Annotated in this window: 28 protein-coding genes and 2 pseudogenes; 19 read left to right on the top strand and 11 right to left on the bottom strand. The window is 68.9% G+C overall.

The window, feature by feature from the left end; genetic code table 11:
• Window positions 1-34 precede the first annotated feature (34 nt).
• The 9 genes from ACWC2B_RS35660 to ACWC2B_RS35620 all read left to right on the top strand — a co-directional run bounded on the left by ACWC2B_RS35660 (window position 35) and on the right by ACWC2B_RS35620 (window position 11,249).
• Entirely contained in the window at window positions 35-586 is a 552-nt protein-coding gene (locus tag ACWC2B_RS35660) for an RICIN domain-containing protein (RefSeq protein WP_450724111.1), read from the top strand.
• Between the two features lie 115 nt (window positions 587-701).
• On the top strand, window positions 702-1,250 hold the full coding sequence (locus tag ACWC2B_RS35655; protein ID WP_450724109.1) for an RICIN domain-containing protein: 549 nt from the start codon (window positions 702-704) through the stop codon (window positions 1,248-1,250).
• A gap of 8 nt (window positions 1,251-1,258) precedes the next feature.
• Window positions 1,259-2,377, top strand: a complete 1,119-nt coding sequence (locus ACWC2B_RS35650; protein WP_450724107.1) for an ALF repeat-containing protein — start codon at window positions 1,259-1,261, stop codon at window positions 2,375-2,377.
• A gap of 178 nt (window positions 2,378-2,555) precedes the next feature.
• Window positions 2,556-6,545, top strand: coding sequence for a hypothetical protein (locus ACWC2B_RS35645; protein ID WP_450724105.1), 3,990 nt, complete (start codon window positions 2,556-2,558; stop codon window positions 6,543-6,545).
• Between the two features lie 2 nt (window positions 6,546-6,547).
• Entirely contained in the window at window positions 6,548-7,129 is a 582-nt protein-coding gene (locus ACWC2B_RS35640; RefSeq protein WP_450724103.1) for a hypothetical protein, read from the top strand.
• A gap of 209 nt (window positions 7,130-7,338) precedes the next feature.
• Window positions 7,339-8,076 (top strand): polymorphic toxin-type HINT domain-containing protein, encoded by a 738-nt coding sequence (locus tag ACWC2B_RS35635; protein ID WP_450724101.1) that lies wholly within the window; start codon window positions 7,339-7,341, stop codon window positions 8,074-8,076.
• 890 nt (window positions 8,077-8,966) lie between these two features.
• Window positions 8,967-9,362, top strand: a complete 396-nt coding sequence (locus ACWC2B_RS35630; protein ID WP_450724099.1) for a hypothetical protein — start codon at window positions 8,967-8,969, stop codon at window positions 9,360-9,362.
• Between the two features lie 274 nt (window positions 9,363-9,636).
• Window positions 9,637-10,053 (top strand): hypothetical protein, encoded by a 417-nt coding sequence (locus tag ACWC2B_RS35625; protein WP_450724097.1) that lies wholly within the window; start codon window positions 9,637-9,639, stop codon window positions 10,051-10,053.
• Window positions 10,054-10,562: 509 nt separating this feature from the next.
• Window positions 10,563-11,249: a DUF6192 family protein gene (locus ACWC2B_RS35620; protein WP_450724095.1), complete on the top strand. Its 687-nt coding sequence runs from the start codon at window positions 10,563-10,565 to the stop codon at window positions 11,247-11,249.
• Here ACWC2B_RS35620 and ACWC2B_RS35615 read toward each other — a convergent pair.
• The 4 genes and pseudogenes from ACWC2B_RS35615 to ACWC2B_RS35600 form a co-directional block, all read right to left on the bottom strand.
• Window positions 11,233-11,529: pseudogene (locus tag ACWC2B_RS35615) on the bottom strand (integrase core domain-containing protein); the annotation flags it as partial. The gene ACWC2B_RS35620 and the pseudogene ACWC2B_RS35615 overlap by 17 nt on opposite strands.
• A gap of 4 nt (window positions 11,530-11,533) precedes the next feature.
• Window positions 11,534-12,952, bottom strand: a complete 1,419-nt coding sequence (locus ACWC2B_RS35610) for an IS30 family transposase (protein ID WP_450724135.1) — start codon at window positions 12,950-12,952, stop codon at window positions 11,534-11,536.
• Entirely contained in the window at window positions 12,903-13,649 is a 747-nt protein-coding gene (locus ACWC2B_RS35605; RefSeq protein ID WP_450724093.1) for an IS3 family transposase, read from the bottom strand. The genes ACWC2B_RS35610 and ACWC2B_RS35605 overlap by 50 nt, the downstream gene beginning before the upstream one ends.
• Window positions 13,637-13,969: a transposase gene (locus tag ACWC2B_RS35600; RefSeq protein ID WP_450724091.1), complete on the bottom strand. Its 333-nt coding sequence runs from the start codon at window positions 13,967-13,969 to the stop codon at window positions 13,637-13,639. The genes ACWC2B_RS35605 and ACWC2B_RS35600 overlap by 13 nt, the downstream gene beginning before the upstream one ends.
• Before the next feature lie 263 nt (window positions 13,970-14,232).
• On the opposite strand from ACWC2B_RS35600, the gene ACWC2B_RS35595 reads away from it, so the two are divergent.
• Window positions 14,233-14,670: a hypothetical protein gene (locus tag ACWC2B_RS35595; RefSeq protein ID WP_450724089.1), complete on the top strand. Its 438-nt coding sequence runs from the start codon at window positions 14,233-14,235 to the stop codon at window positions 14,668-14,670.
• 296 nt (window positions 14,671-14,966) lie between these two features.
• Here ACWC2B_RS35595 and ACWC2B_RS35590 read toward each other — a convergent pair whose 3' ends face one another.
• From ACWC2B_RS35590 to ACWC2B_RS35580, 3 genes are read right to left on the bottom strand one after another with little or no spacing between them, the layout of a single operon-like run.
• Entirely contained in the window at window positions 14,967-15,842 is an 876-nt protein-coding gene (locus tag ACWC2B_RS35590; protein WP_450724087.1) for a hypothetical protein, read from the bottom strand.
• 8 nt (window positions 15,843-15,850) lie between these two features.
• Entirely contained in the window at window positions 15,851-16,006 is a 156-nt protein-coding gene (locus ACWC2B_RS35585) for a hypothetical protein (protein WP_450724085.1), read from the bottom strand.
• A 50-nt stretch (window positions 16,007-16,056) separates the two neighbouring features.
• Window positions 16,057-16,341: a hypothetical protein gene (locus ACWC2B_RS35580; protein ID WP_450724083.1), complete on the bottom strand. Its 285-nt coding sequence runs from the start codon at window positions 16,339-16,341 to the stop codon at window positions 16,057-16,059.
• A gap of 141 nt (window positions 16,342-16,482) precedes the next feature.
• On the opposite strand from ACWC2B_RS35580, the gene ACWC2B_RS35575 reads away from it, so the two are divergent.
• From ACWC2B_RS35575 to ACWC2B_RS35540, 8 genes are all read left to right on the top strand, one after another.
• The gene (locus tag ACWC2B_RS35575; RefSeq protein WP_328689944.1) at window positions 16,483-16,611 is read left to right on the top strand and encodes a hypothetical protein; all 129 of its coding nucleotides are present in this window, start codon (window positions 16,483-16,485) and stop codon (window positions 16,609-16,611) included.
• 253 nt (window positions 16,612-16,864) lie between these two features.
• Window positions 16,865-17,830: a hypothetical protein gene (locus ACWC2B_RS35570; RefSeq protein ID WP_450724080.1), complete on the top strand. Its 966-nt coding sequence runs from the start codon at window positions 16,865-16,867 to the stop codon at window positions 17,828-17,830.
• A gap of 88 nt (window positions 17,831-17,918) precedes the next feature.
• A complete protein-coding gene (locus tag ACWC2B_RS35565; protein ID WP_450724078.1) occupies window positions 17,919-18,287 on the top strand; it encodes a hypothetical protein in 369 nt (122 codons plus the stop codon).
• Window positions 18,288-18,362: 75 nt separating this feature from the next.
• On the top strand, window positions 18,363-20,000 hold the full coding sequence (locus tag ACWC2B_RS35560; protein WP_450724076.1) for an ATP-binding cassette domain-containing protein: 1,638 nt from the start codon (window positions 18,363-18,365) through the stop codon (window positions 19,998-20,000).
• Complete coding sequence (locus tag ACWC2B_RS35555; protein ID WP_450724074.1) at window positions 19,919-20,242, top strand: AAA family ATPase; 324 nt, start codon at window positions 19,919-19,921, stop codon at window positions 20,240-20,242. Before ACWC2B_RS35560 ends, ACWC2B_RS35555 begins: the two co-directional genes overlap by 82 nt.
• A 166-nt stretch (window positions 20,243-20,408) precedes the next feature.
• A complete protein-coding gene (locus ACWC2B_RS35550; RefSeq protein ID WP_450724072.1) occupies window positions 20,409-20,915 on the top strand; it encodes an IS110 family transposase in 507 nt (168 codons plus the stop codon).
• A gap of 81 nt (window positions 20,916-20,996) precedes the next feature.
• A complete protein-coding gene (locus tag ACWC2B_RS35545; RefSeq protein ID WP_450724070.1) occupies window positions 20,997-21,227 on the top strand; it encodes a transposase in 231 nt (76 codons plus the stop codon).
• A gap of 94 nt (window positions 21,228-21,321) precedes the next feature.
• Window positions 21,322-22,077 (top strand): serine hydrolase, encoded by a 756-nt coding sequence (locus ACWC2B_RS35540; RefSeq protein WP_450724068.1) that lies wholly within the window; start codon window positions 21,322-21,324, stop codon window positions 22,075-22,077.
• On the opposite strand, the gene ACWC2B_RS35535 is transcribed toward ACWC2B_RS35540, so the two are convergent.
• From ACWC2B_RS35535 to ACWC2B_RS35525, 3 genes and pseudogenes are all read right to left on the bottom strand, one after another.
• Window positions 22,027-23,166 (bottom strand): aminotransferase class I/II-fold pyridoxal phosphate-dependent enzyme, encoded by a 1,140-nt coding sequence (locus ACWC2B_RS35535; RefSeq protein WP_450724066.1) that lies wholly within the window; start codon window positions 23,164-23,166, stop codon window positions 22,027-22,029. The genes ACWC2B_RS35540 and ACWC2B_RS35535 overlap by 51 nt on opposite strands.
• Window positions 23,167-23,707: 541 nt before the next feature.
• Window positions 23,708-24,111: pseudogene (locus tag ACWC2B_RS35530) on the bottom strand (DUF2267 domain-containing protein).
• 95 nt (window positions 24,112-24,206) lie between these two features.
• Window positions 24,207-24,638, bottom strand: a complete 432-nt coding sequence (locus ACWC2B_RS35525) for an Hsp20/alpha crystallin family protein (protein WP_386003008.1) — start codon at window positions 24,636-24,638, stop codon at window positions 24,207-24,209.
• Between the two features lie 128 nt (window positions 24,639-24,766).
• Here ACWC2B_RS35525 and ACWC2B_RS35520 point away from each other — a divergent pair, with 128 nt between their 5' ends.
• Window positions 24,767-25,405: a type III effector protein gene (locus ACWC2B_RS35520; protein WP_450724064.1), complete on the top strand. Its 639-nt coding sequence runs from the start codon at window positions 24,767-24,769 to the stop codon at window positions 25,403-25,405.
• A gap of 356 nt (window positions 25,406-25,761) precedes the next feature.
• Here the strand turns inward: ACWC2B_RS35520 and ACWC2B_RS35515 are convergent.
• Window positions 25,762-26,572, bottom strand: an 811-nt coding sequence (locus ACWC2B_RS35515; RefSeq protein WP_450724062.1) for an alpha/beta fold hydrolase, incomplete at its 5' end; no start/stop codon positions are given.

Genomic DNA, 26,572 nt, shown 5'->3' with positions numbered 1-26,572 from the left:
CCTGAGCCCACTCTTCAAAGAACGGAAAACCCCGATGTCTCGGACCATCCGAGCCGCGCTGGCCCTCGGCGTCAGCGCTGTCGCACTGTCCAGCGGCACAACCACCGCCTACGCGGACCAGGCCACACTCCGGACTGCCGCCGCCGCTTCGGCCGTGAAGTTGCAGGCGTCGCACAGCGGGCAGTGCCTCACCATCCTCGACGCCAGCCTCCGCAACGGCGCCAACGCCGTGCAGTCCAAGTGCGACGACAGCCTGCCCAACCAGTTGTTCCACCTGGAACCCACCGGCTCGGCCTCCTTCGAGGCGCGGATCGAGCACAGCGGCAAGTGCCTCGAAGTGGAGAACAGCGGCACCAAGGCCGGGGCCAACGTCCAGCAGTGGTGGTGCACCGAAGGCGCCCAGCAGCGCTGGAGGCTGGTCATGGTCGACGTCGTCAACGAGCTCTACGAGCTTCGCCCCACCCACACCCCGGACCGCTGTCTCGACATTGCCGACGCCAGCCTCAAGGACGGCGCGAACGCGCAGTCCTGGTATTGCAACGGCACACCCGCCCAGCGCTGGCGCATCCAGCCGGTCAAGTCCTGACACTTCCCCGTCCGCGGCATTGACCGGCCGGGTCACGGCCTCCATTCCCCGGTGCCCGTCCAGCGCCTGCGCCGGCACGGGGCACCCGTAATCGCACAGAAAAAGAGAACAGACGATGATACGGACGATCCGAGCCACCCTGGCCGGTGCCGCAAGCATCGCCGCGCTGACAGCCGGCACCACCACCGCCCACGCAGAACAAGCCGCTCCCTCCGCGGCCGCCGCTCAGACGGTTGCCCAGTTCCAGGTAATGCACAGCGGCAAATGCCTGGAGATCAACAACGGTGCGGCCAACGACGGTCTCCAAGCCCAGCAGTGGGGCTGCAACCCTGCGACCCGCGCACAGCAGTGGACGATGGTCCCCACAGCGGATTCTTCCTTCGAACTGCGCTCCGTGACCAGCGGCAAGTGCCTGGAGGTGGAGAACAGCGGGACCCAGGCCGGAGCCAAGGTTCAGCAGTGGACCTGCACCGGAGGCAAGCAGCAGCGCTGGCGAATGGTCCTCGTCGACCAGACCAACAAGCTCTTCCAGCTGCGCCCCACGCATGTCGAGGACCGCTGCCTGGACGTGGTGGACGCCAAGACAGAGAACGGCGTGAAGGCACAGCAGTGGTACTGCAACCAGACCGCAGCCCAGCTGTGGCAGATCAAGCCGGTCAAGTGAAGTCACCAGTGAGACGTCAGTGGTGGGTCGCGCAGGCCGCGACGGTTGCCCTGCTGGCCGGCGGGAGCGTCCTGGCGGCGGAGGCGGCACCGGCCTGGGCCGATGCCCCCGCATCCGCCGCCACGTCGGCGCCCGCTCCGCCGGAACAAGTGGCCGACCCGGCAGCGGCTTTGAAGGCCGCCGCCGCGGAGAGTGCACGCAACTACGTCCATTCGATCGCCACGTCCAAGCTGCCTGCCGAGTTGCGCGTCTCCGCGTGGAACGCGCTGCGCAACTCCCGGGGAGACGAGGCGATCGCCGAGTGGATGGCGCCGGGCGGCGGTTACGCGTACACCAAGCAGCGGCTCAAGGACTCCCGTGTGCAGAACCGGAGCTTCTGCGAGCGGGTCGTGGCCACGCACACCGCGGAGTTCGCCCCCGCGGTGCGCGCGGCGGCCCAGAAGGCGCTAAAGGGCACGGACGCCGACCGGGCCGCCTTCGTGAAGACCGGTTACGCGGAGGCGCAGAAGCGCGACCGCGCGACTCGTGAAGCCGATGCCCAGCACAAGCTGGAAGTCGCAGACGGGGACCGGGAGTTCGTTCGCACGCTCGCCGAGCAGGCTCTGGGCGAGCAGGTACGGGTGGCGGCTCAGTGGGCGCTACGGCCGGGCGCCACGGATGCGGACATCGCCGAGTTCTACAGCTACGGCTGGGCCACCGGCGGGTCGTTGGACCTGGAGGCCTACCGGCTGCACGTGAGCGACACGGAGACCGCCCGGCGCGCCGGCCTCTCGCAACTGATCGCGAAGGCTGCGGCGGCCGAGGAGTCCATCAAGGGCGCGGCTGATGCCGCCAGGGCCCGGGCCGAGGCGGAAGCCGCGTGGAAGGCGGTGTCCGAGCACGCCGACGCTGCGCAGAAGGCGTGGCAGGCGGAGCAGGAGACTACCGCTGCCCAGGCGGAGAACTGGCGGAACATCGCCAAGGCCGCCAGGGAGTCCGTCAACGGGCTCTGGAAGGGGATCACTGATTCCGCCGAAGCCAACCAGACGTCCTGGGCCGAGGAACAGGCAGGAGCGGCCGAGTCGGCCGGCTTCTGGAAGGACATGTTTGAGCGGGCCCGGCAATCGGAGAGCCGCGTGAAGGGCTGATCGCATCGGTCGTCCCGGGTGTGCTGCCGGTTTGACCCCCGGCCGCACACCCGGCGCCCACGCACCACACCACGCGGTTCCTTTGTGAGCTTTTTCGACTCCCCCTGCTGTTCGCCGTGATGACGCCCGAGGCAGGGGGTGCTTTTCCGTTTCCACAATTGAGGGGGGATTCTTTCCCGTGATACGCAAATTCCGGCCCAGAGCCGGAAAACGGCGCGGCCGTGTAACCACGGTAGCGTCGGGCGCCCTGTCGGCGACGGTGGCCCTGGCCATCCTGGCGGGCGCGACCGGCGAAGCCGCTGCCACCACGACGGGCCGCGCCGAGCAGACCTCGTACACCCAGGCCCTGTCCACGCTGGACCGCCTGGCGGCATCCCTGCCGAAGGGGGCCGGCACGCCGGCGCCCGCCCCGCGCACGGAGCTGGACAAGCTCAGCGCCGAGCGCGACCGCCAACTCGTCGAGGACTACGCGGAGTTCGACGAGGAGGAGGAGGTCCGCGAGGCCGCGAAGAAGGCGCTGGAGAGCAGCGACCCGAACGCGATCAAGGAGTTCCTCGCGCACGGCGAGGCCGAGGCGCGCCAGCGTGCCAAGGACAAGAGTGCCGGCACGGACGTCAAGAACCGCCAGCAGATTGAGGCGATGCGCGGCACGGGTGGTCCGGTGTTCAACGCCGAGGTCGAGCGCGTCCTGAAGGCTGACGCTCGGGCCCGCGCGGACTTCCTGGCGTTCGGCGCGGACATCGCCCGCACGCAGGACAAGAAGAACGAGCAGAACGCCAAGGAACGCGCGGCGGAGCTGCGCAAGCGCGTCGAGATGCTCGCCGTCTCCGGCGGGCCCGAGGTCAAGAAGGCCGCCGCGGCCGCCCTGGCCGCCAACGACGACAAGGTCATCGCCGAGTTCCTCGAAAAGGGCTACCTCGTCGCGGAGAACAAGGACGCCGCAGACCGGGCAGCACACGAGAAGGCCATCAAGGAGGCCCAGGAGGCCGCGGCCAAGCTCCGCGACCTGGCCGAGAAGGCCGCCCGCGCCGCTGAGGCCCGTACCAAGCTCATCGCCGCCCACGGCGATGCGGTCAAGGCCCTCAAGGAAGCGTCCAACGCGATGACTTCCGCGGCCGGGCAGGCGCGCGAGGCGGACCGCATGCTCTCCGCCGACCGGGCCGGCAGGGCCCTGTCCTCCTACGACCGGGTCAAGGCCGAGGCCGCCCGTCAGGTCGACATCGCCGCCGGCTCAGCGAAGGCCGCCAAGGTCGCCGCCGCCCAGGCCAAGATCCAGGCGGGTGTCCTCGTCGAAACCGGCCTCACCTATGGCACGCAGTGGTCGGACGTCGCATCAGGCATCGCCGCGGCAGCGGATGCGGCCGTCAAGGCGGGCCAGACCGCGCAGAAGGCGATCGAGGCCACCGAGGCCGACGCCAAGGGCCTGAACGCCAAGAACCAGGCCGAGCTGCACGAGCAGCAGGCCAAGGCATGGCGGGCCAACGCCGTGGAGCACGCGAAGGCCGCTGCTTCTTTGGCCGAGGCCGCCGACAAGCAGGCCAAGATCGCAGCCGACGCGGCCGCCCGTACCAAGACGGCCCGCATCGCAGCCGAGAAGGCCGAGAAGGAGGCCTGGGAGCACGCCAAGAAGACCCGCGAGGCACGGCAGGAAGCCCAGCGCCAGGCGAAAATCGCCGCCGAGCAGCGCGCCATCGCCGAGCGCGAGCGCAACCTGGCCGCCCAGGCGCGGGCACGCGCCGAGACAGAGCGGAACAACGCAGCGGCCGCGCGGGCACGCGCGGAGGCCGAGGCCCGCACGGCATCCGCGGCACGCGCAGAGGCCCAGGCGGCCGGCGCGACCGCGGCCGAAGCACGGGCACACGCCGCCGAGCAGGAAGGCATCGCCGCCAAGGCGGACGACAACGCCCGCGGCGAAGAGACCAACGCCCGCACCGCCCGGGACAAGGCCTACAAGGCTGAGCAGGATCACAACGCGAAGGAGGCCCGGGCACAGGCCACCGAGGCGTTCGCGGCCAAGATCCGCGGTACCGCGGACGCCGCTATGGCGCAGAATGCGGCGGAGTCGGCGCGGGCGGAAGCCAACACCGCCAAGACGGCGGCCGGTGAAGCCCGCGGCGCCGCCAACACGGCAAGCGGTGCGGCGGTACGAGCCCGGTCCGCGGCCACCGAGGCCGCAGGAGCGGCGGCCCGGGCACGGGCTGCCGCGGCAGAGGCCACCGCACACGCTGCCCGTGCCAACGAGGCGGCGAGCAAGGCCGAGGCAGCGGCTGCGGCCGCCAACGCGGCGGCGAACAAGGCCGAAGCGGAAGCCGCCAAGACCCACGCCGCGGCACAGCGCGCCAACACGAGCGCGGCTGAAGCCACCTTGCAGGAGGCCCGCGCGGGAATGGCCGCGCAGGAGTCCGCCCGCCTGGCAGGTCTTGCCGCGGTTGAGGCGAACAACGCTCTGCAGGCCGCCAACCGCACCAAGGCAGAAGCCGAAGGCGCCACCCGTGAGGCCGCGATGGCCAAACTCCAGTCCGGTATCGCGGTTCAGGCCGCGAACGCCGCCCGCACCACCGCGGCCGGCATCGCTGACCCGGCGAACACCGCCATCACGCTGACCGCGCCGTTCTCCGGCAAGGACATCGACGCGGACTTCGCCGCCCTGGTCGCCAAGGACGCCCTGGAGATGGGGCAGGAGCAGGTCGCCTCCGCCGAGGCGAAGGCGGCCGAGGCAGTCAAGGCCGCCGACGAAGCAGAGGCCGCTGCAAAGCGCGCCAATGCCGAAGTGGCCCCGGCGTTCAAGGCCGCCGCGGACGCGGCACGATCCTCCGCCAACGCGGCACGCTCGACCGCCGCAGCCATGAAGTCCGCCGCTCAAGCGGCAGAAGACGGAGCCAAAGCCCGAGCGGCAGCAGCCCGGGCCAACGAGGCCGACGCCCAGGCCCAGGCCGACGCCAAACTCGCCCGCCAGAGCGCCAACCAGGCCTACGCGGACGCAGCAGCCGCACGCCAGGCAGCCAACCAGGCCGAGGCTGAAGCAGCACGGGCACGCGGCGCCGCGGCCGAAGCCGACCAGCACGCCTCCGCCGCCAGCGGCGCTGCCGACCTGGCCGAGAAGGAGGCTGTGGTCGCCCAGGGCGCGGCAACCCAGGCAGAAGAGGACGCCACCGCCGCGGGCAAACTCGCTGAATCCGCTGAAAAGCACGCCAAATCGGCGGAGGAGGCATCCAAGAAGGCCAACACCTACGCCGAAGAAGCCGATAAAGCGGCGCAGAACGCCGAGGAGTACCAGCGCGAGCAGGAACGCAAGGAACGCCAAGAAGCCGCCAGGGAGAAGGAGAAGGGCGATGGCTCCCCGCTCGACCTCGAAGACGGAGAGCGGAAGGCACTCGAAGCCGCGGGTCTCACCGTCGAGGAGCTCGAAGCGGCTCGTGCTCTCGACGGGAAGAGCCTACTCGACTATCTGATGGAGAACGGGGCTGAGCTACTCGTCGAGCTCTTCTTCGAAGACATCAAGGCATGCATCGATGACCCAGACATCCCGACCTGCCTCTGGGCCATTTTCCAGAACATCGGCCCGGGCAAGGCATTCAAGATCGGATCGAAATTCCCTAAGATCAGCAAGGCGCTTTGGGGCATCGGCGAGTTCCTCGATAAGTCGGCCAAGGCGAAGAAGCTGATCAACAAGAGTGACGAGATCCTCGAGAAGGCATGGAAGAAGCTCCCGGCCTGCGTGACGGGCAAGAAGAAGAACAGCCCTGTGGTACTGAGGTCGGTATTCTCGGCGAACGGCTTGTACAGCGCGTCCGTCATGAGAGGCGGCGGCAGCAGCGCGGGCGACCTGGGCTTCGCACGCGAGGAGTTCATCGCTAAGCTGGTCGGCGGAAAGGTCGCCAAGGACGCGAAGGGGCAGGACATCAAGATCGTCATGCCCAACGTGGGATCCAGCGGACTCGACGTCGTTGGGCCCAACGGCGAATACGTCTACGTTGGCGGCGGCGCAAAGGCCCGCAATCCCTCAGCTTTCGGAAAGGCTCTCAAGATTAACAAGTACGCGGCTGACCAGGCTGGCGTGAAGGCCATCTACTATCTGGCCGACAACACACCAGAATCGGCCATCAAGCAGGCCAAGAAAGTCTTCGGAGAAGAGAATGTACACATCTTCACGCTGCCGAGCTGCTAGCCATGGCTGACGGGTTCATCCGGTGGTACCGGGAGTCGGGCGCCACATCGGTCTTCGCCGAACAGGTAGCGCTTTTCCAGGCGCACGGCATGGCACTCGTGCATCCAGTCAGGGGCCAGGCCACGGTCATCGACATTGAGGGGGAGGACGTCCCCATGTCGCAGGAAGAACTCGGCCGCTTGCTCAGCCTGCGCTTCTCGTCCGTGTCGATGAACTGGTGGTTGTCCGCGGACACCAACGTGATCGACCGGTACACATATGAACCGTTCGGCTGCGAGATCCAGACACTCTGGCTGGACGGTCTGTACACGGAGGAGATGCAACTCGTGGAGTCGGCTGTCATTGCCGCTACGACGCAACTGCCCATACCGACCCATGCCGTGGTCATCGACCGGCGCGGCACCTCCGACCCCGACGACTGGGACTCGCTCATGCTGCACGACGGAACGAAGGTTCCGAGGTTTCCCGACAGCGTGATCGCACAGGAGCCGATCACGGAGAAGCTCATGCGGGCTGCACCGGGCCTCGCGAAGGAGAGCGTGGGAGACTACCTGACCCGGCTCACCCCAGCCCGCCAGACATAAAGTCCACCGAACCACCCCCGATGCGATTGCCCCGCTGGATTCCCGTCCAGCGGGGCCTCGGCATCACCGCCCCAAGGGATTCCCGCGCCGGAAACCGCCTTGGGTGTGGTTCCTTCCCTTCGGGGGACGGTTGAGCTGGGAAGACGCCCTTTGACGTGTGGCCGACGCCGTCGTGCTCTGACCGTGGCGGGTGGAGGTGGGAAACCAAGGTGTCGTTGCCGGAAGAGCTTCAGGCGCGGGAGGCTGCGGTTCGACTGCGGGTGGAGGAACTCCAGGCCGGGGCGGCGGAGTTGGCTGCCCGGCTGGAGAGGACTCGAGAGCAACCGCGGCATCGACACCACCCACGTATTTGGCGATTGACTTCGAGAGGTGACCTGGAGTGGCTTTTGAGTGTGGTGTCCTCGGACCTCAAGACCGGTGACCGGCTGCGCACCCCCGCTGGCGAGCTCCGCGAGGTCGTGGGAACGCACGCGTGGACCGAGATGCGTACGGTCTACAACCTCACCGTCGACGACATGCACACGTACTATGTCGCCGCCGGATCGGCGGCCGTGCTGGTGCACAACGCCAAGGTGGACAAGAAGTGCAAACTTCAGATCGACCATGTCGGGCAGGTTGCCCCCGACTGGGTGCAAGAGGGTGCTCACGTCAATCTGAAGGACGGCATGGAAGTGGTTATCCGCGCGGATGGCAAGGGCGGCATCGTCGGCGAGGGATATCGCCTAGAGAAGGGCACCGCCACACAGAAGCAGGTCGACGCCGTCATCGACACCCTCAAGACCAAGCCCAAGGTACGCAAGGATCTACTCAGGGTCACCAAGGCCGCGCTGGAGAAGTTCGAATACAGCGCTAAGGCCATGAAGGAAGGCCAGAAGCCGGAATGGACCTTCGAGAACGACCGTTCGGCAGAGCTGCGTGCTCTGATCGAGGCATTGGAGAAGATGTAGATGTCCGATCTGGATTTCTATGCCCACGTCGCCACTCGTGGTGAAGTGCTCGGTGTAGGCATCGGGTCCCGGCCCGCCGACTGGGAAGCGGCACTGCGGTCCTCCTATACGGACAACAGGTCGCCGGGTCTCATGCAGCGGGACTTCGGACTTGTGGAGCTTTCGTTCCGAGAGGCAGAGGGGGCCAAGCCGGATTGGTCATGTTTCGGCATCAGAGTAGAGGTACACCGTCTGCTTCATGGTGCCACCGTGCCGCCGCCTCTTCAGGATGCTCACGGTCCATTCTCCCGCCGCGCACGGTTCGACGATCTGAGCTCCCTGATTCTGCGCGTCGGATACTCCATCGAGCCGGACAATGACGATACGACCGAAGACATCCACCGGTACCGGGTTCCCGAGTCCGGCGCGAGGATCTTCGTGGTCGCCGATGCGGATCCTTACGGGTACGGAGTCGATCCGGACGATCCCGACGAGCGCCAGTCGGCGACGTCTTCGGCATCAGCGTGTCGCCGGCCTGGTGGGCGGCAAAGAGCTGACCACAGGGCACAGTGCCCCAAAGGTGAAGAGATGCGGCGGTCACTCTCGCGAGCGCCCGCCGCATCGCCCCGTCTGGCTCCGACGTTGTTAAACGGGCTCTGTCAGCGATCACGGGGAGCCGTCACAGCCGGTGAGGTGGCGTTCGATTCTCTCGCCTCCGCAGGGGCGGGCTCTGGCGGGTGTTGCCGCCTATCTGACGCTCCCTCAAGTCTCGTGGGATCAGGCTGGCCGGACTCGCCACAGGCGACGTCCTGAGCATGGACAAACGTGAATTCTCCTGGCAGGACGTACTGTTCGCGGGGATCTCGGTGGTTGTCGAGGCGGCTGTGTGAAGACTATTGGGCAGGACTGGAATGACGTCTGAAGATGCGGTGGCGGCGGGCAAACTGCTTGCCGAGGATGAGATCGCCATACTGCGACGCGCCCTCCTGGAGTGGTGCGGGCCAGCCCGATGCAGTGATCAACTGGCCGTCGGCATGGGATTCACGGATGCACAGCACCTGGTTGACCAGTGCCTCGCGCTTCGTAGCGCGCTCGCCTCGGATGAGCCGATCGCTCCGGTGGAGTGGGCGCGTGTGCTGCTCGCGGTGGAGATCGTCTTCGCGAGTGACCTGATGGGGTCGGGAGTCGAATGGCCGACGACCACGGGGCTCGACGATGAGTCGACCATCACGGCGCTGCGCGTGATTCAGCGGAAGTTGGCCAGGACCATCCGCCCCTACTACGGGAAGACCCCGAGCGGTCACTGACCCACGGGTCACCCCGTACCGCTGTCAATGAGACAGGGGAGGTCACTCGCGCGAGTGACCTCCCTCGCCATCGGGATGGTGGTCCTGGTCGCCGCGTTTCTCTTCTACGGCTGGCCGAGCACCCCGCCGCGGCGTAGCCCGTCCAAGCCGTCCTCGCCCTGCTCGGAGTACTTGTAGGGGGCGGCTTGATCCTCGTCACCCTGCATGCCCTGAACCGCCGCCCATGACCCGCGCCCACCGGGCGGCAGCGATTAACTTCGAGAGGTGACCTAGAGTGGCTCTTGAGTGCGGTGTCCTCGGACGCTCAGTCGGCCAGTCCCCCAAGGATGCACTGACGGAACTGCTGAGCCATCTGCAGGACGCAGATGCGCGCGTCTCCTACGGCGACATCAAAGAAAGTGAAGGCTGGGCTGCCACAAGAGTCAAGGTCAGCCGCCCGACCGACACGGAACTTGAGCAGTATCTTCAAGTGAGCATCGGCGGCGAGATCCTCGAAATCTATCTCGAGGACGCGCGCACTGCCCTGGGCAGCGAAACCGTGCGGGACAAGAACCTGATGCTGACCACCATCCTCAGCGGTGAGACAGACGCAGCGATCAACCGGCACATCATTTCCTATGCCCTGTCACAATGGCATGGCATTCCGTGGGACGAGACATCCGGGTTCACCGGATCAGGGACCGCAGAGTAGCTCCTCGCAGAGCAAGCAGGGGGTGGAGACGAAACTTCGTCTCCACCCCCTCGCCGTACCCTTCGACCAGAACCGGCCGATCACCGTGGACCTGTGGGCTTCGCCGAGGATCAGGACGTGGCCAAAGTTCACGGCGGATAGTGCCGATCACACGCTGGCAGTGGGCGTTCATCCCGGGCGCGCGGGGCGCGCTGCGGGCCCCACTGACAATCCGACGGTTCATTAGCATCGGCCCACGCTGGCAGGCCACTTCGGGGTGCGGGGAAGCCGCATCGGCGCGGAAAACAACGCGACAAGCAGAGCTTCAGTGCTTTGATTCGCCCCCCTGCCCAGGCTGTGGCGATAAGCGCGCCCGTGGGCACGGAGGGGCAACAGTGCCCCGGGATCCACGCAAGCGATGGCCAGTGGTTGCTGTGGATCTGGCTGCGGGGCCACGCTCGTGGCACGGGCCGGGGCTTGTCGTCGGCGAAGAAGATCCGACGTCCCGCGCCCGCGGAGGGGTGGGCGCGATGCCCGCACGCGGAAGGGTCGGGAACGTCTCGCGCGAGCGGTACGAGGAGCTCGTGGCCCAGGACCGTCAGCTTGTTCTGGACGAGACGAAGATCCAGTTCAAGGTCGGGGACGATGCCTTGGAAGTAGCCCCGATGCAGGACTGGGGCGGCTCCCACCCCGCGGCAAGCGAAGCCCCCGGCATCCGGGAGACGCTGGAAATGTTCGCTGACGACGTGGGCCTGTCCTACGGCCAGGTACGGACGTACCGCCACACGGCCGGCCGGTGGCCTCACGAACACCGCCACGACGACGTCTCGTTCGAGGTCCACCGCATCCTGGAGAAGCTGGACGACCGGTTCGAACTGATCGCGAACCCGCCCCTCAATGCCCGCACCGGGAGGCTCCAGTGGACGGGCGATGCGGCCAGGCGGCAGGCCGGCTGGCAGGTCGAGACGCCCCAGTCCGTCCAGGAGAAGGTCGAGGCCATCCAGGACCTGCCCGTCGACGAGCAGGTCGCCGCGCGGGCGGCGACCGACCTTCTGCACCGCCCCGAGGTCGCTTTCCGTGCCGCGAACGACCCCACGGCCCGGCACCTGTTCAACCAGGCGCAGACCCAACGGGCCAACCACATCGTCGACGCCGCCCAAGCCATGAGTGAGGCGTCCCCCGGAGTGTGGACACAGGGGTTCATGCTGCGGTTGTGAGTGTATCTGCCCGCAGGTGCTGCTGTTCGAATTCGGCGGGTGAGAGGTAGTTGAGGGCACTGTGGCGTCTGCGGGCGTTGTAGTAGGTGAGCCACTGGAAGATCTCCAGCCTCGCCTGACGCACCGTCGAGAACAGCCGCTGGTGCATCGTCTCCCTCTTGAGGCCCTGCCAGAACGATTCGGCGAGGGCGTTGTCGTAGCTCGAGCCGACCCGGCCCATGCTCCTGCGGATCCCGAAACCGTCGCAGACCTGCGCGAAAGCGTCCGAGGTGTATTGGGCGAGTTCAACCAGTCGTTGCAACATCGGGCTGTTGCAGCGAGCGTAGCTGTTCTTCGAAGACCTCGGCGGATGTCCGCCAACCGAGGACTTTGCGGGGTCGGTTGTTGATCGCTATGGCGACGGCTCCGAGGTCTGCGGATGACCAACGGGAGAGATCGGTGCCCTTCGGGAAGTACTGACGCAGCAGGCCGTTCGTGTTCTCGTTTGTCGGTCGTTGCCAGGGCGAGTGGGGATCGGCGAAGAACACCTTCGTCCCGGTATCGAGGGCGAACTGGGCGTGGCCGGAGAGTTCCTTCCCGCGGTCCCAGGTGAGGGTCTTGCGCAGCTGCTCGGGCAGCTGCGTCATCGAGGTGATGAGCGCTGCGTTCATCACCATCGCGCCATAGCCTCCGAGCGAGGGGCCGTTCTTCACGGGCGGATTCTCGCCCCAGCCCTCGAGCCGAGGCAGGTGCACCAGGAGCGTGGAGCGGCTGCTGCGCTCGACCAGCGTGCCGATCGCGGAGCGACCCGTCCCGATGATCAAATCGCCTTCCCAGTGTCCGGGGACCGCACGGTCGGTGGCCTCGGCGGGGCGTTCGCTGAGGACGACGTCCGCGGTGACATGCCCCTGCGGCTCGTTCTGCGACCGCGCACGGGGAACCCGTAGCGCCCGGCCGGTGCGCAGGCACGTGACCAGTTCCCGCTTGAGGGCGCCACGGCCCTCGATGAACAGCGCCTGGTAGATCGCTTCGTGGCTGATGCGCATGGACTCATCATCGGGGAAGTCGACAGGGAGCCGGCGCGAGATCTGCTCCGGGCTCCATGCCGTCGCCCAGCCCCGGTCTTGCCGGTGCGGCTTGTTCACCCCTTTCCATGCGGGCGTCCTGGGTCCGGGGACGATCGTGTTGTCAGGGCGGCGGACGCTGCCTGCGAGCCGGTCCTGTACGTACTCACGCAACCTGTCGTTGCCTGTGAGCTTCGCGGTCTTCGGGCGCTTGGCGGCCTGCTGTGCTTTCCACTGGGCGACCGTCGCGCGGTACTCCTGCTTGCCGCTGCGCGTGGCGGCGTTGCGGCGCAGTTCGCGAGAGATCGTTGCGGGGTCACGCCCCAGGGCGCCGGCGATCTCGCGCACGCCCTTGTTCATCGCCCTGAGGATCGCGATCTCCTCGCGCTCCTCGAACGCGAGGTACCAGCCCGTGGGCTCGGCCAACGAGATCGGAGGCATGCCGCCAGCGTGACGAAACCACCTCGCACCCACCGGCCACGACACGCCGACCGCCAACGACGCCTCCACCGTCGTGACCCCCGTGGCGATCAGCCGACAGAACTGGCGCTGCACGACTCGAGACGGATCAGGCCGCCCCGGCGAACGCATCGCCGGCCGCAACGCACGATCAGCGCGCCACTGCCGACGCCGACCCTCCGGAACATCGCTGGTCTTCAAACTCCAGTCCGACGTGGCCACATCGCACACCTCCAAGATCAAAGTGTTGCGACGACCAGTTGAATCCACCCTCGCTGCCGCGGTCCGAGTGGAAGATCACGCCACGCACGTCGCCGCCCCGGGTGGCCGCGGCCATCTGCAGCGAGGCGACGACGAGTTCGGCGTCGTGCCGGGCGCCCATCGCGTAGCCGAGCAGGCGGCGGGAGAACAGGTCGATGACCGTGGCCAGGTAGAGCTTCCCGTCACCGGTGACGATCTCGGTCATGTCGCCGCACCAGACCTGATCAGGCTCGTCCGCGGTGAAGTCCCGGCGCACGAAGTCCGGCGCCGCCGGCCGCTTGCCGGGCCGGGTGAGCCCCTGTCTGCGTCGGATCTTCCGCCCGGCCAGGCCGAGCTCGGCCATGAGCTTCGCGACGGTGTTCACCGAGATGCGCCACCCGTCGCGCACCAGCGTGATCCATATCTTCGGGGAGCCGTAGGTGCCGCCCGGCGCCTCGAAGACCTGCTGGATCGCATCGGCCAGCCGGCCGCGCCGCACCGCGCGGGCGGTCGTGGGCTTGTCGCGCCATTTGCAGAACCACGACTCGCTCACGCCCAGGGCACGGCAGGTCACGGTGTGCGGAATGTTCTGCTCGGCCTTGCAGTCGCTGATCACCCCGGCCACTTGAGCCGGGTCCGCGGCAGCTACTTCACCCACAAGGCCATGCAGCGTCTGAAGACATCACGCTCCATCTCCAGCTCGCGTATGCGTTTGTTCTTCTCGCCCATCTCCCGTCGGAGCCGCTCCAGTTCAGCGCGCTCGGCCTCCCGCAGCCGGCCCCCATCGCTGGTCGAGGCCGAGGCGCGGTCGGAGGAGGCCGAGCCGTTGCGGCGCCACCGCGAGACCCAGCTGTGCAGCGTCCCCGGGTGGATACCGAGTTCCTCGGCGACCTCCGGGACCGACTTCCCCGTCTCGATCACGATGCGTACAGCACCCTCACGAAACTCCGCTTCGCACTTCTGTTGCTTGGACCCCATGAGCCTCAACTTCCCCAGCAATCACGGACTCCACGCTACGAGGGGAGGGACACCGATTACGTACCGGCGGGCGGCAAGGTCAGCTGCCAGCCGCTGCTCGCGCAGACCAACACCCGGCTCGGCGGAAAGCAGACCGCGCATTGCAAAGCCCGCCACCCCCGCCGCGCAGCACGCACGTGGAGGCCCTGCCAAGCCCTTGTACCGCTTCACTCGCAGTGGGGCTGGTGGGGCAGCGGAGGCGCGCAGCGCGAATGCCAGGTAGCGTGTTCGGGCGACATGCAGTTCGCCCAATAGCGGGCAAGAAGCCTCTGGGGAATTTTGAAACACCTCAGGGCGGCCTGATCACCACATCGCGCGGCTATGTGCGCATTCCGCTGCTGCCCGCGAATGGACAGAAAGGGACTGTCATGCGCCGCACCCTCCGCACCCTCACCGTCACCGGCCTGCTGGCCCTCGTGCCCATCGCGTACACCGTTCCCGCACAAGCAGCAGGCCACAGTTTCGTCAACACTGACGCCAGCGCACCATGCCAGCAACAAGCCGCAGACCAACAAAGCCAGCCGAACAGCGACGACGTCACACAGACCCAGGAAGGCCTCGTCAACGTCGGCCTCAACAACATCCTCTCCCAAGACCAGGTATCGGCCCTCGCCAACCTGAAAGACTGCCTCAACAACCTCCTCGAAGGTGGAACTCAGTAACACGCCGAACCTCGCGCCAACGGGAAGGTCCCTGCCCAGACGGGCAGGGGCCTTCCCGTGCTTATTCGCTGCGGTCAGGAGTGCCTCGTACCGCCGGTTGCCCGGCTTGGCGGTCCACCACCCCGACCATCGCCTCCCACTGCCGGCACGACGCCGAGACGAACGCCGCCACCGCCCTCGGACGGCCCGCTGTCACGACCGGAACCGCCGCTGCCCACTCCAACGCGTCGGCGGCCGGGGTGCCCGCCCCCGGTGAGGCCGCGGATGGGCAGCGGTCCGGTGCCCCCTGGCGAGTGTCAGCGGTGGTGGGCGAGGAAGAGGCGGGCGTGCTCATCGAGTTCGGCCGCTACTCGCACGCCGCGCGCCCGGTACGGGAGCAGGTCGGAGCGCAGTGAGCGGACGGCCTTGAGGGTGCGGGTGGACTTCACTCCGGCCATGGTGTCGATGGCGCGGCTCCAGGTGGCGCAGGCCTGCTCGATGCCACCCTGCTCGGCCTGCTGCTCGGCCTGGGCGATGAGATCGAGGGCGATGATCCTGGCGTACGTCGCCCCGGGCCGGCTCGCCGCGGCGGTCGCGTAGCTGCGGGCGGAGTTGGGGCGGTCGCCGAGGGTCTCGAAGACCTTCGCCGTGCGGCTGTGAACGGTGGCTGCGGGCGGCCCCCACACCAGCGCCCAGAACGGAACCTCGTCGTCCACGCCCGCCGCGAGGGCGGCGTGAGCCCGGTCGACGTCGGCGAGCGCTCGTTGTCGCTGGCCAGTCTTGGCGAGCGCGTGTGCGTGGGTGACGGCGAACAGCGCCTCGACCTGCGCATCCACCCGGCCCTTGGCGCGGTCCCAGCCGGTCTCGGCCAGGGCCAGGCAGTGTTCGGGCCGGTGCAGTTTCATGCCCTGCTGCGACATCGTGCGCATCACGAACCCGTCCTGGCCGGGGATGCCGGAGGCCCGCGCGAGCGCCAGCGACTGGAGGTAGTAGCGCTGTGCCAGGCCCTGTTCCCCGGAGTCGTACGCCTTCCACCCGGCGAGGTGGGCGCCGGCCGAGGCGACGGACAGTGCCTCGGCGCGGGTCTCTTCGCTGCTGAACCGAGCCCGGCACAGATCACGGACGTCGGTGATCAGGTACTGCACGAACGCGGAGCGGCCGTGCTGTCCACCATGGCGCTCGTCCATGTCCATGAAGAGCTTCACCGTGTCGCGGACCGCAGCGACGTCCGCGTGCCGGCCACCGCTCCGCCGCTGACGGTGCGGGTGCGGGCGGCGGCTTCCTGGACGATTTCCAGCGGGAGGACGGAGGCGACCATAGAAAAAGCAGAGGCGGCGAGGAAACGGCGTCGGTTCACGTCTGCGCTCCCGATGGCGGTCAGCGTCTCGATGGGATCGAAGTCCAGCGTCAGCCCGATGCTTTCATCTTCGCCGCCGAAGGGGGAACCGAGTCCGAGGTCTTCGCGGGTGATCCGGCGGCCCAGGCGGCGGGTGAGCGCCTCGGCCAGGTATCCGGGGTTGCCTCGTCGGGGACGGCTCCTTGCGTCCAGTGGTGGACGGCCGACCTGTTCGTCCCCAGTGGCTGGCCACTCTCCGACGCGACGGCCCGCACCGCGCGGGCGACGCCGTCGTATGGCAGCCCGGTCTCGTCGATCAGTTTCTTGAGCTGGTGGTTCGCCGTGCGCTGGGTCATGGCCGACCGCCCCTGTATTACGGGATATACGGCTTGGTGCGCTCCGTACGGTACTCGCCAACTCCCTTGCGCAGTTCACTGGTTGACGAAGCCTGATGACGTTCCGTCAACGGGATGGGTCGAATGGAAAGGGGGTTCGTGATGAAGGACCAGACGCGTCCGTGGGAGTCGGTGTTCGCCGGGCCGGAGATCACCGCTGTGCCCAGTGACACCGCGCGCTTCGAGGAGAAGCCGCAGGAGAGCTCGGACCAGGGCCGGTTCGAGGACTGATCCACCGGAACCACCAGTACTACCGGGGCCCGCGCCCGGCCGAGTGCCGCGCGGGTCCCGTCGCATGCCCGAAGGCCGCCCAGAGAGGAGCTTGAGATGTTGACGTTGTCGGTCGATCTGCGGACTGCTACGGGGCCGTGGCAGTGGTGTGAGCAGGGCGAAGGGTGCTGGGTGCGCGGCGAGGACCGCATCCGCCCGCTGGCGAACGCGGCGCTGGAGGCGCGGGCGGTCACCGACGGCACCACGACGCTGAATGGTGCGCGAGCGGGCCGCCGGCCGCGCCTCGCTGCTGCGCTCGACAGCGCCGGTGCGGGTGGACGCCGCAGTGTACGCCCGTTCCCTGGAGGAGTGCCGCCAGTGGCCGCTCCAGTCCGTCTGGATCGAAGCGGGCCCGGCCGGGCTGCGCCTTGAGACCGGGCTCGGCGGGGTGTGCCCGCTCTACCTCGCGCACGAGAAAGGGCGGCTGACGGGGTCGTGGCAGCTGATGGACCTGCGCGAGCATCAGGCGCCGGGCAGGCTGGATGAGAAGGAGGTCATGCGCCTTTTGACCGGGCATCCCCGCTACGGACACGACACCCTGTTCACCAGCATCAAGCGGCTGTCCGAACGCTCGTCGGCGTACGCGGACGCTGAGGGCCTGCGCATGGTCTACCCGGACCCGGCCGAGCACGCCCAGCCCTCGGAGCTGTCCGCGGGCACCGACGGCCCGGCGCTGGTGGGGGCGTTCGAGGCGCTCGTCGACCACATCTATGCCCGCCGCCCCCTCACCCCTGCGCAGACCGCCGCGCAGCTCTCGGGCGGGAAGGACTCCACCAACCTCGCGATCTCCCTCGCGCTCGCGCACCCGGGCCTGATCACGCCGTGCGCGCTGCTGATCGGCGGCGAGGCAGGGCCTCAGCAGATCGCGCGGCGCCGCATGGTCATCGACCGCACCGGCTTCGCCCCGGACATCACGGTGCCTGCCGCTGAGCACCCGCCGCTGGCCCCGGGCAGCCTACGCCGGGCTCACCCCGAGGCGGTCAGTCCGCTGGACGAGCCGCATCTGGAGGCGGCCGACGCGCTCGCCCAGGCGTTGATGGCGCGCGGCATCACCACGGTGGTGACCGGGTTCGGCGGCGACGAAGTCGCCCGGGTGCGCCGCCCCGACGGTGGACCCTTACGCACCCGGAGGCGCCGGCCTGGTGCGGCGAGCGGGTCCACGACCTGCTCGGCGAGGTGAACACCTCGATCTCCCCGGCCACGGTGGCGCCGGATTCCGCGCTGGTCGCCCTGGAGGTCGCCACCCCGCTGCTGGCGCGCCGGGGCCTGTGGACCCCCTCGCGCCGTTCACCGATCCGGAACCGGTCCGGTTCGGGCAGCGCCTCCCGTTGGAGTGGAAGCGGGACAAGCGGCTGCTGACGGAGCGCTTCGCCGCCCGCGGCCTGCCGGAGGAAGTCGTCCATCCGGTGCTGCGGGAGAACTTCGGGCACCTGATGAACCAGGCCGTCGAGCAGTACGCCACGGGGCTGCTGAGAGGCTGGGGCAAGGACCTGCACCTCATCGACCAGGGCTACCTCGACGCGGCTGTGCTCAACGAGACCGTCGAGCGCGCCGCCCTCGGCCCAAAGGAGGCGGCGCCGTACCGCACCGGCCTGTTCCTGATCACGGCCGTCGAGCTGGCTCTGCGGGCCCTGTAGACACCCAGTCCACCACGCGAGGGACGTCGGCTCAAAAGGCCCCAGCGCCCCGCCGGACGCGCCAGGATGGGGCGGGTGACGCAGTCCTCGCCCGCCCCGAAAACCTCCGGTTCCCCGCAGCAGGTCGGCTACCAGAGCGACCCGCACTTCGAGGACATCGCGAACGCCTCTTGGTGGCGGATGGCTGCCCGCCTCCCGCGCACCCTCGCCGCCGCCGCGCGCCTGGGCTGGGCCGCCGACCGGCCGGCGATGCTCTGGCTCGGCCTGTGCCAGCTGGTCGTCGCCGTCTCCTCGGCCATCGCGCTCAGCGCGCTGCCCGGCGCGATGAACCACCTCTTCGCCGGCGGCCCCGTTGCCGACCGGGTCAGCGCCGCCACCCCCGCCCTGATCGTGGTCGCCGCCGCGACCGGCGTGCGGGCCGGGGCCGACGCGCTCGCCGTGTACGCCTCCGTCCGCCTCGCCCCGGAGGTCGCCACAAAGGCAGACCTCCAGATCCTGGCCGCGGCCCCGGAGGTGGAGCTGGAAGCGTACGACCGGCCCGGCTTCACCGACCGCCTCCAGGCCGCAGGCAAGGGCGCCGAGGCGACCGAGAACCTGATCGGCGACGCCCAGGCGCTGGTCTCCGCGCTCGCCCAGCTCGTCGCCGCGGCCTCGGTCTTGACGATTCTTCACCCCCTGCTTTTGCCTCTGCTCGTCCTTGCGGTGGTGCCCAAGGGGGCGGCGGCGATCACGACGGCGCGGATTCAGCACCGGGCGGACTACCAGAACATCTCGGACAACCACCTGCGCTACCTGCTCAGGTACTACTCCACCGACCGCCGCACCGCCGCCGAAGTCCGCGCCACCACCATGGCTGGTTTCCTGACCACCTGGTATCGGGAAATCACCGACCGGATCAAGGCCACCCACCGCAAGGCTGCCCCGCGCGTCCTGCACGTCACGCTGCTCGGCTCGGCAGCCAGCGGGCTGATGCTCGGCGCGACCTGGGCCGCGCTCGACTGGCTGGCGGCGACCGGGCGGATGGACCTGGCCATCGCCGCGACCGCCGTCATCGCGGTGCGCACCTCGACCGGCGCCCTGACCTCCCTGGTCATGGCCGCCGCCCGGCTGTTCCGTACCTCGTTGTATCTGGACGACTGGCAGGCGTTCCTGCGTCGCGCGAAGGACCTGCGCGCGGTCCGCGGCACCGCGCAGGTCCCGGCCGGCGCTCCCGCCGAGATCCGTGCCGAGAACGTCAGTTACACCTACCCCGGCGCCGACACCCCGGCGGTCGACGGCGTGAGCCTCATTCTCCGGCGCGGCGAACTGATCGCGCTGGTCGGTGAGAACGGGTCGGGCAAGACCACGCTCTCGGCCCTGCTCACCGGGTTGCGCGTCGCGAACGGCGGCGGCGCGGTGACTTGGGACGGCACCGACCTCGCCGAGGCCGACCCGCACAGCGTGTGGTCCAAGGTCGGCCTGGTGCCGCAGGACTACACCCGCTGGCCGATGGACCTGCGCGCCAACATCCACCTCGGCCAGCCCCGCACCGCCGACGACGCGCTGCTGCTGGATGCCGCGAAGGCGGCCGGCGCGGACAGCGTCATCACCAAGGTCCGCTACGGCCTCAACACCCTGGTCGCGAGCTCCAATTGGGGCGGCACCGACCTGTCGGCGGGCAGTGGCAGAGGATCGCGGTCGCCAGGGCGTTCTACAGGGATGCCGCCATGCTGATGCTGGACGAGCCCACGTCCGCGATGGACCCGCGCGCCGAGCACCTGGTGATCCGCCGCTTCAAGGAGCTCGCCGCCGGGAAGGCTGCCGTGTTCGTGACGCACAACCTGGAGAACGCCCGGATCGCGGATCGCATCATCGTCCTCGACGGCGGCCGCGTACGAGAAGAAGGCGACTGGCAGACCCTCATGGATCTTGGCGGGTTGTTCGCCGAGCTCTACAAGCTGGCCCAGGACCGGTGACCGGCCAACTCACCCCCTCTATCTAGACCGTATGAAGCGGCCGTACTGAGCTGGGGAGCGAGGGCGGCTGCCGCTGTGAAGTCCGATGCCTCGCAGGGAAGTTGACGCGGGTTGCCCACCGGTGAGCACGGTGGCGGGTGGTGCCGCAATTACCGGGAGGCACCGGATGTTCTCCGAGCGTACGTCGGTCGGTTTGGATGTCCATGCCCGCACCACGATGGCGTGGGCACTGGACTGCGAGACGGGCCGGATCTTCAGCCAGCGTCTCGATGCTGAGACGCACAACGTGATGACGTGGGTGGCCGGGCTGCCGCAGCCAGCCGCGGTCGCGTATGAGGCCGGGCCGACCGGCTTCTTCCTGGCCCGGACCCTGGACGAGCACGGCATCCGCTGTGTGGTGGCGGCCCCGTCGAAGATGGAACGCCCCAGGGGCGACCGGATCAAGACGGACAAGCGAGATGCCCAGCGGCTGTCGAAACTGCTGCGGATGGACGAGTTGCCCACGGTTCGAGTGGCGACGCCGGCCGAGGAAGCCGCCCGTGATCTCGTCCGTGGCCGGGACGATATGCGCCGGGACCTGGCCCGGGCCCGCAACCGGATCTCCAAACTGCGGCTGCGGCAGGGCCGGGTCTGGCGCGGCGGAACCGGGTGGACGTGCATCCACCACGAGTGACCGTCCAAGCAGCGACTCGCTGATCCGGACACCCAGTTCGCCTTCGACAACGGACTGGAGGAGGTCCTGGCTCTGGAAGCGATGCGTGACCGCTTCGATGAGCGCATCACCGCTGCGGCCGCCCGGCCTGAATGGGCGCCGGTGGTGCGACGGTTGGCCTGCCTTCGCGGCATCGACACGCTGTCCGCACTCGGGCTGGCCGTCGAGGGCGGTGACTGGCAGCGGTTCACTGGCTCAAGCATCGGCGCCTACCTCGGGCTGGTGCCCAGCGAGCATTCTTCCGGGCCCAGCCGAGCCCAGGGACCGAAATGATCCCCGATCGGGCAGGATCGTCGAGGACCGGTGCAGCCGGGACGACGTCGGTCTCCTCGAATGCCCGGAGTGGGACGGTCGATACGATGCGGGGATGCTGTCGATGGTGGTGGCGCCCCGGGGGAGCGAGCCGGCGGTGCTGCGCAACGCGGACGCCCTTCATGATGCGGCGAGCACCATGAAGGTGGCCGTGCTGGCGGCTGTGCACCGCAGCGGTCTGGACCTGGACGCGCAGATACCGGTGATCAACGAGTTCCGGTCGGTGACAGGCGGCAGCTACGGCAACAGCCCGGAGTGGGACAGTGATCCGTTGCCCTGGGAGCGGATCGGCGACCTGGCCTCGGTGCGCTGGCTCGCCGGCCGTATGGTCACCCACTCGTCCAACCTTGCGACGAACCTGTGCCTGGCGCAGGTCGGACAGGCGGCCGTGGCCCGGGTCTGGCGGCAAGCCGGTGCCACGGCCAGCGGCAGCCCGCGCGGGATCGAGGACTACGCAGGGCGCGACGCCGGCGTTCACAACAGGGTGTCCGCCCGGGATCTGGCCCGGCTGCTGGACTCCCTGGAGCCGGAGGTGCTGGCGCTGCTGGAGCACAACGTCCACTGTGTGGACATCGCGGCCGGGCTGCCCCCCGGTACGCGCCTGGCCGGGAAGAACGGCTGGTTTCCCGGGCTGCGCCACAGTGCCGCCGTCGTCTATCCCGCGGACGTTGGTCCGTATGTCCTCGCTGTCTGCTACACGGGGTCGCTGGCGAGCGGCCGCGCGGTGGACGATCCGGCAGCGCGGCTGCTGGCCCGTATCTCAGCGGGAGTGTGGCGCCACCGGCATGTCCTGGCCGGCTGCGGCGTCTGACACCAGGCCGTCCTGGGGCGGGCCGGAGGCGGCGCGGTCTGCGACAGTGGCAGCCAGCGCCTCGATGGCGGTGTGGTTGAGCAGATTGATGCGGACGTAGCCTGGGTGGCCGTCGAGTTCGAAGTACCGCTCGTCGAGCGCCAGGAACCAGCGGTGCGGGATGTGTGGCCGGGCGAAGAGGAAGAAACCGGCCTCGACCGGTGTCCGCGCGGCGAGCGCACCGCTCGACGTGAGTTGCGCGTGGTTGTCACGGATATGTCCGACCAAGTCGCCGTTGCCGTGCTGTGCCATGAGATCCGCGGCGCGGTGGGCGAAGAGGCGGTCGGAGACGGCGACGTCACCGTGCAGGTTGATGTGCAGGTCGGCCAGTTCCTCACGCAGCGCGGCGGGAACCAGCAGGTGAGCGCAGCGATACCCATGGATCGACAGGTACTTGGTCGGGCACACCATGCGCAGGGTGCGCTCGACCGGCAGGCGGGCGCTGGCCTCGCCTGGCTGCCCGTCCCACGGCATGTACTGGAACGTGCCGTCCACGAACACCAGCGAATCGGTGGCCCGCTGCCATGCCGCGATCGCGTTCAGAACATCCATCGGCACCCGGCGGCCGGCGTACCAGACCGGGTCGGTCAGCACGAGGACCGTTCGCTCACCGGGCAGGCTCAGGTCGAACTCCGGCTGGTACGCGTGACCCGAGGCCACCGGTACCGGTTCGATGCCGAACTCGCGTAAGAGATAGGCCAGTTTGTAGTAGACGGGCGCCACGTAGTGGACCCGTCGGTGGCCGTTGATGGCCAGCCAGGTGACGAATGTCCCGAGCACGCTGCTCGAACCGCCGGCCGGGACGACGTTCCGCTCGCTGTAGGACACCCCGTCGTAGCGCTCGTGCATTGCGGCAATCTTGGACCGGAGCCTCAGATCCTCGTGCAGGCCGGCGTACCGGGTGATGTCCGCCAGGTGATGCGGCGCGGTATGGGCGAGTTCCCCCAGGTACTTCTCCACATAGGGGTGGCCGCCGTTGTAGTCGGACAGGAAGACACGAGCGCCCGGTCGCTGCCGCTCCGCCTCGATGTGTTCGTGCCACTCCAGCATGCGGAACAGCGAGGGGATCGCAGACCGCCCTGGCCTGGTGCGCATTCTTCTCCCTGATGTGAACGGAGGCCCTGCCCGGCTCCCGTCCGGGTACGGGACGAGGGGGACCGGGCCCGCCCGCCGCGAGCCTGGCCGGCAGCACGTCGTTCCTACCCGCACCGCCCTCGCGGGAAGCGGTCCCATCCCAGGATGACGCAGAACATCCGCTCCCGGGCTCGACGAGTCATCCTGCACCGTCTGCCGGATCGCGCTCGCGACATCGGGCGCCCTACCGCGAAACCAACTGCGCCCTACATAGCCGTTGAACCCCGGTGAGTGAACCGGGGTTCAACAAGACCATGGGTACCTCACCCGCTGTCACCGACTCCGAACGCGGAGGACCATCGATTGCTCGCCCCCCACCGACACGGCTGCTGCTCACTGGACGCGGATTCCGACGTTTCCGCAGGAGCCAGTTTTAACGAAGCCGCAGACGCTACCCCCCACGAGAACTTGCCCGCCCCGTCGCTTCCGTGCGCGGTACCGGAAGGACACGCCGGGTCTACGCGACGGGGGTGAGTTCGGCCCGGCCGAACAGCAGGGCGTAGCCAGTGGGGAGCTGGAGCAGGATCTGGCCCAGCAGGTCCTCGCCGACGGCGTCGGCGACGGTGGACAGCACGGCGCTGACGTCCCAGGTCGCGGTCTGCTCGGTGGCGCCCTCGATCCAGGCCGCCGTGGCCCGGACGAACCGTTCCGGGGGCAGCGGCTCGGCGCTCTGCAGCGGGTTGAGGAGGATCAGGGCGAACTCCTCCGGCAGGTGTGCCGCGAGCTGGGCCCGGACCTCGCGACCAGGTGCGCGCCGAGCAGGGCGAGGACAACGCGGGCCACCCGCTCCGCTTCGGTTCGGGTCTCGTACTGGCCGCGTTCGCTGACGTGGTCGAGGAACGCTTCGCGCCGCAGAGTCATCTCGGCCCCTTGCTTCATGGGACTGCCTGTGGGGGGTGCGGAGAGCGGGGTGAGGGGAGATCAGGTGCCCGTCCTCCGCACCCGTCCAGCCGGTGTCAGCCGGAGATCTCCTTGCGATCGGATCCGGCGCCGATGGAGATCTTGCGGGGCTTGGCGCGCTCGGCGATCGGGATGCGCAGCGTGAGCACGCCTGCGTCGTAGTCGGCCCGGATGCGCTCGGTGTCCAGAGTGTCGGCCAGCACGATCTGGCGGGAGAAGACGCCCAGCGGCCGCTCGGACAGTTCCATCTGCACGTCGTCGGCCTTCGTCACCGGCCGCCGCTCGGCCTTGACGGTGAGCATGTTCCGCTCGACGTCGATATCGATCGCGTCCGAGCTGACGCCCGGGAGATCGAAGGCGACCACGTACTCGTCGCCCTCGCGATAGGCGTCCATCGCCATCGCCGAGGGCCGCGTCCAGGTGCCGGACCCGGTCAGCTGCTGGGCGAGACGGTCCAGTTCACGGAAGGGGTCGGTGCGCATCAACATCGTGGAACACCTCCAGAAGGTTCGGGCAGTTGCTGCCAATGCGCTTCACTGAAACCGTTGTAGCATGTCATCCAATGGATGACAAACATGATGTCATCGAGAGGATGACATCTCTTGAGGAGGCTTCCATGGCAGGTGCCGACCGGCCGAACCCACCCCGCGCGAGCGGCCGGAACCCGGCCTCGTTTCTCGCCGCCGCAACCGCCCTGGAGGCCATAGACCACGCCCTGCGCGATGCCCGGCACGAGGCCACCACCAGCCCCACCGCTGCGGACTCCGGGCCCGAACAGGCTCTGGCCTCGCTCCTGCTCCTGCGGCAGATCCGCGAGCAGCTCGCCGGATGGGAGACGGGCCTCATCGAAACTGCCCGCGACGCGGGTGCCAGCTGGGCCGACCTCGCCCACCCCCTCGGCGTCGCCAGCCGCCAGGCCGCCGAACGCCGCTACCTGCGCGGCCGCCCCGGCCCCGCAGGAAGCACCGGCGAACAGCGCGTCCAGGCCACCCGCGACCGCCGCGCGGCGGACCGCACCACCGCCGCCTGGGCCCGCGACAACGCCGCCGTCCTGCGCCGCCTCGCCGGCCAGATCACCGCCCTCCCCACCACCGCCCGCCGCCCGGCCGGACGACTCGACACAGCCCTCGCCCACGACGACCCCGCAGCCCTCCTCGGCCCACTAAGCGCCGTCCTGCCACACCTGGCCGCCGCCCACCCCCACCTCGCCACCCAGCTCACCACCCTGCTCGACGAGAGCGGCCGCCGCACCTGATCCCGACTTCCAGGGCGCCTGGCAGATGGGGCCGAAATCCGGGATGCCTACCGAACCAGAGGCCTGGACCGACGTCTTGCGCGGTGCGCCGTTCCCGGTCGTAGGACGCACCGGGCACGGGCTCCTGCTCGGCCGGAACAACTGACACCTGGGCTTCCGCGCCTCCATCCTCGTCGCGGACGGCCTGGTCACCCTCGGCACAGTCGAGCGCCTTCCCAACCAGGATGATCGGCTCTACTTCGCCGTCGTACGCCGCGTCCGCCCCTTCCGGGCCCGCCTGATGCTGCGCCGTACCCACCGCCGACTGGCGCTCACCGTACCGAGCCGCGATCCGTGATCCCCCTGCCCCGCTCCAGTCACTTCGGCAGATCGGCGGAGAGGAAGGGGGCGAGGAGGGCGAACAAGGCGTCGGGTCGGTCGAGGGGGATGATGTGGCCGCAGTCCTGGAGGTGGTGTCCGACCAGGTCATCGGCGATGGGCCGGAGTTGGCGTTCGAGACCGGTGCCGACGGGGTGAGAGCCGACGGCCATGGTGGGCATGATCAGCCGGGCCCTCGCGACGGCGTCCTGGATCTGCTGCGCACTGGCGGGCAGGGCCCGGTAATAGGAGAACGCGCAGCGCAGGGCCTCCCTCCCGGTGTACGCGTGGACGAAGGCCGCCCGGATGTCGTCGGGTACTCCTCGCCCGAGCGTCCCCGAGTCGAGGAACCAGTCGATGTACGGGGCCTCGTTGCCGGCCAGGACAGTCTCGGCAAGGCCGGGGACGGCGTGGAAGCCGAACCACCACGGGGCTCCGCCCGCGACGACGTGTTCAGCTCCGGGCAGGCGGCCGAGCAGTGCCTCCATGACGACCAGGCGCCGGACGAGGCCGGGCCGACGCAGCGCGAGCAGGACGGCGGGGGCGGTGCCCGCGTCGATGGCGACCACCGCTGCCGAGGCCTCGCCGAGTGCGTCGAGCAGCCCTTCGGCGTCGGCGGCGAGGGTGCCGGCGTCGTAACCCTCGATGGCACGGGCACTGGCACCGAAGCCTCGCAGGTCTGGGGCGATGACCCGGTACTGCCCGGCCAGTCGGCCCATGATGCCGCTCCAGAGCTGCCAGGTGTGGGGGAAGCCGTGCAGCAGGAGAACAGCAGGTCCCTCCCCGGCGATTGCGACGTTGAGTTGGACG

This window comes from Streptomyces sp. NPDC001415, from assembly GCF_053597395.1.
Note: the sequence above shows the minus strand (reverse complement) of the source record. Positions and strands in the feature narration are given on the sequence as shown.